The sequence below is a fragment of the Myxococcus sp. CA039A genome (assembly GCF_013336645.1).
Taxonomy (GTDB): Bacteria; Myxococcota; Myxococcia; order Myxococcales; family Myxococcaceae; genus Myxococcus; species Myxococcus llanfairpwllgwyngyllgogerychwyrndrobwllllantysiliogogogochensis.
The window spans coordinates 1-424 of the sequence record NZ_JABUMQ010000806.1 but is presented as its reverse complement, the minus strand read 5'-3'; the positions used below and the strand labels follow the sequence as shown (position 1 = coordinate 424).

At 72.9% G+C, this 424-nt stretch carries 1 protein-coding gene; it reads right to left on the bottom strand.

Annotated features, from left to right (window positions below; translation table 11 throughout):
* Positions 1 to 424: HemK/PrmC family methyltransferase (locus HR086_RS47685; RefSeq protein ID WP_217442280.1), on the bottom strand; the 424-nt coding region annotated here is incomplete at both ends.

The window sequence follows — 424 nt, the reverse complement described above, 5'->3', positions numbered from 1 at the left end:
GGGCTGGCATCGGTGGCCAGCACCTGTGCCTGTGGCCGCTCGCTGGCCAGCGCCAAGGCGATCGCGCCGCTGCCGGTGCCCAGGTCAGCCAGCCGCAGCGCACGGTCCTGCGGCAGGCGTTCCAGCGCCAGCTCGACCAGCAGTTCGGTCTCCGGGCGCGGGATCAGCGTGGCCGGATCGACCTCCAGATCCAGCGTCCAGAATCCGCGGCGGCCGGTCAGGTAGGCGACCGGCTCGCCGGCCACGCGGCGGGCCAACAGCGTCTCGAAGGCGGCCTGGTCGGCGGCGGCCAGCGGATCGGTGGCATGCGCGAACAGCCAACTGCGTGGGCGTTCCAGCACATGCAGCAGCAGCAGCTCCGCCTCATGGCGGGCTTCGACGCTGCCGAGGCGGACACTGGCCTCGGCCACGATCTGTCGCAGGG